Origin of the sequence: Aeromicrobium sp., from assembly GCF_014378035.1 — a bacterium.
Classification (GTDB): domain Bacteria; phylum Actinomycetota; class Actinomycetes; order Propionibacteriales; family Nocardioidaceae; genus Aeromicrobium.
In genome coordinates, this window is record NZ_JACMOM010000203.1 from 1 (window position 1) to 7506 (window position 7506).

The 7506-nt window shown below is 65.2% G+C and carries 8 protein-coding genes and 1 pseudogene; all 9 read left to right on the top strand.

Annotation, left to right across the window (positions count from 1 at the left end):
- Positions 1 to 1609 (top strand): FtsK/SpoIIIE domain-containing protein (locus H7290_RS10575; RefSeq protein ID WP_290513976.1); only part of this gene is annotated, 1609 nt, incomplete at its 5' end.
- Between the two features lie 102 nt (positions 1610 to 1711).
- Entirely contained in the window at positions 1712 to 1975 is a 264-nt protein-coding gene (locus H7290_RS10580) for a hypothetical protein (RefSeq protein ID WP_290513977.1), read from the top strand.
- 77 nt (positions 1976 to 2052) lie between these two features.
- Positions 2053 to 2271 carry a hypothetical protein gene (locus tag H7290_RS10585; protein WP_290513978.1) on the top strand — a complete coding sequence of 73 codons (219 nt, stop codon included), beginning with the start codon at positions 2053 to 2055 and terminating at the stop codon, positions 2269 to 2271.
- Positions 2272 to 2274: 3 nt separating this feature from the next.
- Positions 2275 to 3672 carry a hypothetical protein gene (locus H7290_RS10590; protein WP_290513979.1) on the top strand — a complete coding sequence of 466 codons (1398 nt, stop codon included), beginning with the start codon at positions 2275 to 2277 and terminating at the stop codon, positions 3670 to 3672.
- Between the two features lie 55 nt (positions 3673 to 3727).
- Positions 3728 to 4207, top strand: coding sequence for an LpqN/LpqT family lipoprotein (locus H7290_RS10595; RefSeq protein ID WP_290513980.1), 480 nt, complete (start codon positions 3728 to 3730; stop codon positions 4205 to 4207).
- 64 nt (positions 4208 to 4271) lie between these two features.
- Positions 4272 to 4847, top strand: a complete 576-nt coding sequence (locus tag H7290_RS10600) for an FHA domain-containing protein (protein WP_290513981.1) — start codon at positions 4272 to 4274, stop codon at positions 4845 to 4847.
- Between the two features lie 241 nt (positions 4848 to 5088).
- Positions 5089 to 6543: a 3-isopropylmalate dehydratase large subunit gene (leuC, locus tag H7290_RS10605; protein ID WP_290513982.1), complete on the top strand. Its 1455-nt coding sequence runs from the start codon at positions 5089 to 5091 to the stop codon at positions 6541 to 6543.
- Positions 6543 to 7139: a 3-isopropylmalate dehydratase small subunit gene (leuD, locus tag H7290_RS10610; protein ID WP_290513983.1), complete on the top strand. Its 597-nt coding sequence runs from the start codon at positions 6543 to 6545 to the stop codon at positions 7137 to 7139. The genes leuC and leuD overlap by 1 nt, the downstream gene beginning before the upstream one ends.
- Positions 7140 to 7184: 45 nt before the next feature.
- Positions 7185 to 7506: pseudogene (locus tag H7290_RS10615) on the top strand (hypothetical protein); the annotation flags it as partial.

Consider the following 7506-nt stretch of genomic DNA (forward strand, 5'->3'; position numbering starts at 1 on the left):
CACGAGTCGACTGGTCAGCACCATGATCGCTGCGGCGGAGAGGGCGAACCTGCCCCTGCCGCGTAAACCCTGGCTCGACGAGCTCTCGCCGGTCTACGACGGCGCACGGCTGCGGCAGCGCACCGACGCCGAACTGGTACTCGGGGTCGTCGACGATGCGAAGAACCAGAGCCAGTACCCCGTCTACTTCCGTCCGGACGTCGATGGCAACCTGGCCGTGTACGGCGCCGGTGGCGCCGGCAAGAGCGTCGCCCTGCGCACCCTCGCGATCGCCGCCGCGGTCACCCCGCTCGGTGGTCCGGTGCAGGTCTACGCGCTCGATTTCGGATCATCAGGACTCCGGATGCTGGAGCCGCTGCCGCACGTCGGCGCCGTCGTCGACGGTGACGACTCCGAGCGCGTGGCCAGATTGCTCGGCATGCTCAGGGCCATCATCGACGAGCGCTCCGAGCGCTTCGCCTCGGTCAGGGCCGGCTCCATCGCCGAGTACCGTACCCTGTCCGGTCGCGCAGACGAGCCCAGGATCATGCTCTTCGTCGACGGGGCTGGCATGTTCCGCACGCAGTACGAGTACTTCACCGGCCCCATCTATGCCGACTTCCAGCAGATCCTCGCCGACGGTCGCTCGGTGGGCGTGCACGTGGTGCTCTCCGTCGACCGCCCGGGCTCCATCACCCCCGCGATCGCCTCGGCTATGCAGCGCAAGATCGTGCTGAGGCTCACTGAGGACAACGACTACAGCGCCCTCGATGTGTCGGCCGACGTCCTGTCGAGCGGGTCAGCGCCCGGCCGTGCCCTCATCGACGGCATGGAGGCGCAGATCGCGATCTTCGGTGGCTCTCGCAACGTGGCAGACCAGTCGCGGGCCATCGATAAACTCGCCGCGACCCTGCGCGATCGCGGCGTCGCGCACGCACCGGGGGTCGCCCGCCTCAGCGACGATATCGCCCTGTCGAGCCTCCCGGCGGCGCCGGCCGGGTTCGCGCCTCTGGGTGTGGCCGACGACGACCTCCAACCCGTCAACTTCGAGCCGACCGGCACGTTCGTGCTGATGGGTCCGCCGTCCTCGGGTCGGTCGAGTGCGCTCAGCGCGCTCGCACACTCCACGGTGGGATCGGCGAAAGGTGTGCGGGCCTTCTACTTCGGCAACGCGAAGTCGGCGTTGCGGGCATACGAGGGGTGGGAGGCGACGGCCGCATCCATCGAGCAGGCCGTCGAGCTCGCCGCGACCGTGCGTGAACTCGCGGCCCAGCCAGCGGGCGAGGGGTTCAGGATCGTGGTCGTGATAGAAGGGCTGTCCGATTTCCTGTCGACCCCGGCAGACTCGCCGATGATCGAGATGCTCAAGGTGCTCAAGCGTGGCGACCACTTCGCCCTCGGCGAGTCAGAGACGAGCACGTGGTCGTCGTCCTGGCCGCTGCTGCAAGAGCTCAAGAGTGGCCGTCGCGGATTCGCGATACAGCCAGACCAGCAGGAGGGTGACCTGCTCTTCAGAACGGCGTTCCCGCGTGCGAAGCGCAGCGAGTTCCCCGTCGGCCGCGGATACTTCGTCCAGGCGGGCAAGGTGCGAAGAGTGCAGCTTGCCAGGCGCACGGAGGAGGGTGGGTAGTACTGCCCATCGTGAATAAAGATCACGTCACTTAGAGTCCTAAGTGATAACCAATATCCCCAGATGGGGAGAGCCTCACTGGCGCGATAGAAAGGCAACATCATGGCTGAACTTGGACAGAACCCGGAAGAAGTACGCGACCTGGCGAACCTCTTCGACGCCAAGGCGGGCGACCTCGAAAGCGTCGTGTCTGCTATCAACAGCAAGCTCGGTGGCACCACCTGGACCGGTCCTGACCGCACCAGGTTCGAGACCTCGACCTGGTCGACCATCCAGACCAACCTGAACACGATTGCGAACACGCTGCGCGAAGCCGGCACCAGCGCACGGAACAACGCGACAGAGCAGGAATCCGCTTCGGCGTAATGCTCGACCGGCGATGGCCGGGGCCCCGAGCCCTGGCCGTCGCTCTCATCCCCTTTCTTTCCGTGCCAGGAGGCAACGTGTACAAGTCGGCATCGCAGCTGTCGGTAGCTGCGTCACAGATCCGCAGCGCGGCAGCGACGATGAACAGCATCGTCGCTGACCTCCAGAGCGCGAACACCTGGAGCGGCGCCGACATCGACAGGTTCGTCAACGACTGGGATGCACAGGTCACCGGCCCTCTCTACAGGGCAGCGGGACGACTCGACGTCATCGAATTCACCGAGCCCGGGAAGTAGACAGTGTCGAAGAAACTCGGGCTCAACCCCGGCACGGTCCGCGACCAGGCCAGCCGCCTGAACGCCCAGCTGGGAGCGCTCGACTCGATCGCGTCCACCGTGAAGGCGACCCGCAACGCCGCGCAGTATCCGCAGTCGTATGGACTCGGTCCCGGCGATAAAGTCATGGCGCCCGAGTACCTCGGCACCGCTTCGAGCGCGTGCAGCGACATCAGCGCAGCGACGGGCGCTGCGCGAAACCTCATCAGTGTCGCCTACTCCAACGTCTCGGAGCAGGAATCGGCCAGCGGCGCCGGATCGAGCGGCTCAAGGCCATCCACGGGCAAGCCAGCCACCGACGGCGCGCCCAGGGGCGAGGGAAACGACGACACCGTCACGACGACCATCATCGGCAGCACTGCGACGGCCGACGGCGGCTACAAGAGCAACAGCGGCGGCGGAACAGACGCCCCGACCTCATACAAAGACTTGTCCAAACCCAAATTCGACGACGCGAAGGAGGAGTACAACTTCGAGACCGAGACACAGGACGGCACCACGGTCAACACGACCAGGACGACCGACAACGGCGACTCGACGACCGAGAACTCGGACGAGACCTTCAGCGGTACCACCACGACCAATGGCGTCAAGGTGACCGTCACCGACGATTCGGTCGAAACCTCGAACGAGACCAGCACGGTCACCGGTGTGACCAATACCAACACCAACAAGACCACGGGCGACGACGGCTCTTCGTCTGAGACGACAACTGAAACCACCGCGACCAAGGGAACGACCACGGGTACCTCGGTGACTGTCGAAGACGACAGCGTCACCTACACGGCGAAGAGCGAAGCCGAGGTTCGGGCCGCAGCATCCTTATCGGGCAAGTTCGATAATGGCAGCGGCGTCAGCGGCGAGGGTGAGGTGTCTGCCGAGGCATCCGCCAAGATCGCTGCTGAGGCGAGCGTGAAGATCAGCGATGACGGCACGGTGGTGGCCGCGGCCAGCGCCAGCGTCGGGGCGACCGCGGCCGTCGCGGCAGCAGGGCGCATCGAAGCCGGTGTGGCCTCCGCCACTGGGTCTGTGAAAGCCCAGGCCACGGTCTCGGCCGCAGCGACAGCGACCGGCACTATCGGCCCCGATGGCGCGAGCGTCGCGGCCGGTGTCAGCGCCATGGCGGTCGCGTCGGCGTCCGCCAGCGGTTCGGTTGAAGTCATGGGCGTCTCGGCTGGCGCCACAGGCGAGGTCTACGCCGGCATCGGTGTCAAAGCTGAGGTCGAGATTTCGGCGACAATCGATAGTGTGTCGGTGTCCGTCGACGTCGGCGCCGCACTCGGAATCGGTGCTGGTGTGTCGTTCGACATCGACTTCAGCCCCAAAGAGATGGTTTCTGACCTCAAAAAGTTGTTCTGGTAGCACCCAGCCCGGCCACCTCGATCCTGCGAGCGAAGAGAAACGACGGAGATAAGCAATGACAACGTATTCCTACCCCAGCGACACCTTCCCCACCAACCCGAAGATCACCCTGGACGTGCCGGAGGGCTGGGAGCCACTCATCGTGCCCGCGACGATTCTCGCCATCGGCCGCACGACCGAGGCAGGAACCTTCAGGCCCAACGTGATCGTCGCCATCTCACGGTACGGAGCCGGCTACGAGCTGCAGGTGGCCATCGACGCCGTCATCGCAAAGTTCGGTTCACTCGAGCAGGCAGCCCAGATCGGCAGCGACGTCAGCACCATCAACGGCCGGGAGTGGGCGCACATCGAGAGCTCGTTCGTGGACAGCAGGGTGGGAACTCTCGTGCAGGCGGCACACCTCGCCATTGTCGAACACGGCGAGGTCGTCGACCTCATCCAGGTGACAGGAACCGTCACTGGATCGCAGGCCCAGGACGGCCTCATCAACGAGATTCGCGAGATCCAGCGCAGCGTCGTCGCCAGCGTCGGCTAGCACCGCGTCACGGTTGCCGGATCGGCTACGATTGCTGGCCGGGGCACGTGACGGAAGGCTGCCTGTGACTGACGGTGACGACGAAGGCTTCATCGGTCTGCCGCCAGGCATGACCGCACCCGTCGACTCCACCTCCGGCACCATCAAGCGCGACAGGCCCGAGCGCCCCCGTAGCGATCGAGACGAGGTCGTCTTCTTCCCGGTGGTACCGGGTGCGCCACCCGGAGCCGCGGCCCCGACCGCTGGGCAATCCGCCAGCACCCCCACCATCGATGATGCGACGAGCATCAGCGCCTCGCGGCACACCGCCCACGGATGGCGACTCGTGATCGAAGGTCGCGAACCTGTTGCCGTTGAGGGGCCGCTCTACCTGGGCCGACACCCGGTCGCTGCTGCCGATCATCCCCAGGCCAGGGTCCTGGCAGTGGAAGACGCGGCCAAATCGGTCTCGAAAACGCACGCGCTGCTCGAGGTCGACGCTGATGGTCTCTGGGTGCACGACCTCGATTCGACGAACGGCGTGTGGGTGGTGCCGGCGGGGGAGGACGCGACAGAGGTGACCCCCGGCCAGCGCGTTGCGGTGCCCGCGGGCGCCGACCTCGAACTGGGCGATCTCGTCATTCAGGTCGAGCACAACTAAGGCAGGTCGAACACGGCTAAGGCAGGTCGAACACGGCTAAGGCAGGTCGAGCACGGCTAAGGCAGGTCAGCCACGACCGACGGCCGTGCGGCACGCCGGGTGATACTCTCGAACCATGTATTTCGGTCGGCTTCTTCTTCGTCGCCGCGACGGGGTCTAGCCACCTGCCACCCTCGTCGCGGAGTGCGCTGCTGACCTGCGCGAACGATGGCTGGGCACTCGACTGACGAAGGACATCATCATGACTAACAGCACGCCACGAACCCTGGCCGAGAAAGTCTGGCAAGACCACCTGGTCGTCAAGGGCGAGGACGGTAGCCCCGACCTCATCTACATCGACCTGCATCTCTTGCACGAGGTCACCAGCCCGCAGGCCTTCGACGGCTTGCGCGAGGCCGGGCGACCCGTGCGCCGCCTCGACCTGACCATCGCGACCGAAGACCACAACACCCCCACCCTCGCGATCGACAAGCCGATAGCCGACCTGACCAGCCGCACGCAGATCCAGACTCTGCGCAATAACGCGGCCGAATTCGGCGTGCGCCTGCACTCTCTCGGAGACATCGAGCAGGGCATCGTGCACGTCGTCGGCCCTCAGCTCGGGCTCACGATGCCGGGCATCACGGTGGTCTGCGGCGACAGCCACACCTCCACCCACGGCGCATTCGGTGCCATGGCATTCGGCATCGGAACCTCCGAGGTTGAGCACGTCCTCGCCACCCAGACACTGCCGCTGAAGGCCTTCAAGACGATGGCGATCACTGTTGACGGCGCCCTGCGCCCCGGCGTCACGGCGAAGGACATCATCCTCGCGGTCATCGCCCAGATCGGCACCGGTGGCGGGCAGGGCTACGTGCTCGAGTTCCGCGGCAGCGCCATCCGGTCACTGTCGATGGAGGGCCGCATGACGATCTGCAACATGTCGATCGAGGCGGGTGCAAGGGCAGGCATGGTGGCTCCGGATGAGACAACCTACGCCTATCTGAAGGGTCGCCCTCACGCGCCTCAGGACCATGACTGGGACGACGCCGTCGAATACTGGAACACCCTTCCCACCGACGACGGTGCGGTCTTCGACGCCGAGGTCTACCTGGACGCGAATACGCTCGAGCCGTTCGTGACCTGGGGAACCAACCCGGGCCAGGGCGTCTCGCTCAGCGACTCGGTGCCGAACCCGTCAGACTACGCCGACGTCAACGACAGGGCCGGGGCCGAGCGGGCTCTCGAGTACATGGATCTCGCCGCCGGCACCCCGATGAAGGACATCCACGTCGACGCCGTATTCATGGGCTCGTGCACCAACTCGCGCATCGAAGACCTCAGGGCGTTCGCCTCCATCATCAAGGGCCGCACGAAGGCTGAGGGCGTGCGCGTCATGGTGGTCCCGGGCTCCGCCCGTGTGCGTCTGGAGGCCGAGGCTGAGGGCATAGATAAGATCGTCGAGGAATTCGGCGCCGAATGGCGCTTCGCGGGCTGCTCCATGTGCCTCGGGATGAACCCGGACCAGCTCGCGCCCGGCGAGAGGTGTGCATCCACATCCAATCGAAACTTCGAGGGCAGGCAGGGCAAGGGCGGCAGGACCCACCTCGTCTCGCCGCTCGTCGCCGCGGCCACCGCGATTCGCGGCACCCTGTCGAGCCCATGGGATCTTCAGAACAGCCCGATGCCGGAGTCGGCAGCGACGGTGGGTGCGTGATGGAGAAATTCACGACCGTCACGGGGATCGCGGTGCCGCTTCAGCGCTCCAACGTCGACACCGACCAGATCATCCCCGCCGTCTTCCTCAAGCGAGTGACCAAAACCGGGTTCGAGGACGCGTTGTTCCACGGCTGGCGCCAGGACCCGGGGTTCGTGCTCAACCGGGAGCCGTACATCCACGGTTCCGTGCTGGTTGCCGGCCCGGATTTCGGAACCGGTTCCAGCCGCGAGCATGCCGTCTGGGCGCTGCGGGACTACGGGTTCTCGGTGGTTCTGAGCGCCCGTTTCGGTGACATCTTCCGCGGCAACTCGGGCAAGCAGGGGTTGCTCGCCGCCCAGCTGACCGAGAAAGATATCGAGGCGATCTGGCTAATCATCGACGAGCATCCTGGAATAGAACTCACCGTGGATCTGGTGGCAAAGACGGTCACAGCGGGTACGGCGAGCTTTGCTTTTGAGATTGATGATTACACTAGGTGGCGTTTGCTTGAAGGGCTGGACGATATCGGTCTGACCCTGCGCGATGAGGCGCGAATAACGGAGTTCGAGGCGCGGCGTGACAGCTGGCGGCCGAAAACTCTTCCGGCTCGCTGAGACCGGAACTACGATACTCAAGAGCTACAGCAACACGAGGTGGGTATGAATTCTCTTACCAAGGATGCCCAAAAGGCAGCAAAAAGGGTAGGACTCCTGTCAGACAGGATCGTTATCAACGGCGGCAAACCGCTGGTCGGGCGCATTGAGCTTCGCGGTGCAAAGAACCTCGCCACCAAGGCGATGGTGGCGGCACTGCTCGCCGACACCCCCAGTGTGCTCAGGGATGTCCCTGACATCAGCGACGTCGTCATCGTCACGGGAATGCTCGAGGTGTACGGCGTTTCTGTGACCAACGACGGCAACGGCACGCTTGTGCTCGACCCGAGCAACGTGCTCAAGGCCCACTTCGCCGAGATCGACGCCC

Coding starts and splice junctions, on each gene's coding strand:
- leuC (WP_290513982.1), top strand. CDS start 5,089: ATGACTAACAGCACGCCACGAACCCTGGCCGAGAAAGTCTGGCAAGAC.
- leuD (WP_290513983.1), top strand. CDS start 6,543: ATGGAGAAATTCACGACCGTCACGGGGATCGCGGTGCCGCTTCAGCGC.
- H7290_RS10580 (WP_290513977.1), top strand. CDS start 1,712: ATGGCTGAACTTGGACAGAACCCGGAAGAAGTACGCGACCTGGCGAAC.
- H7290_RS10595 (WP_290513980.1), top strand. CDS start 3,728: ATGACAACGTATTCCTACCCCAGCGACACCTTCCCCACCAACCCGAAG.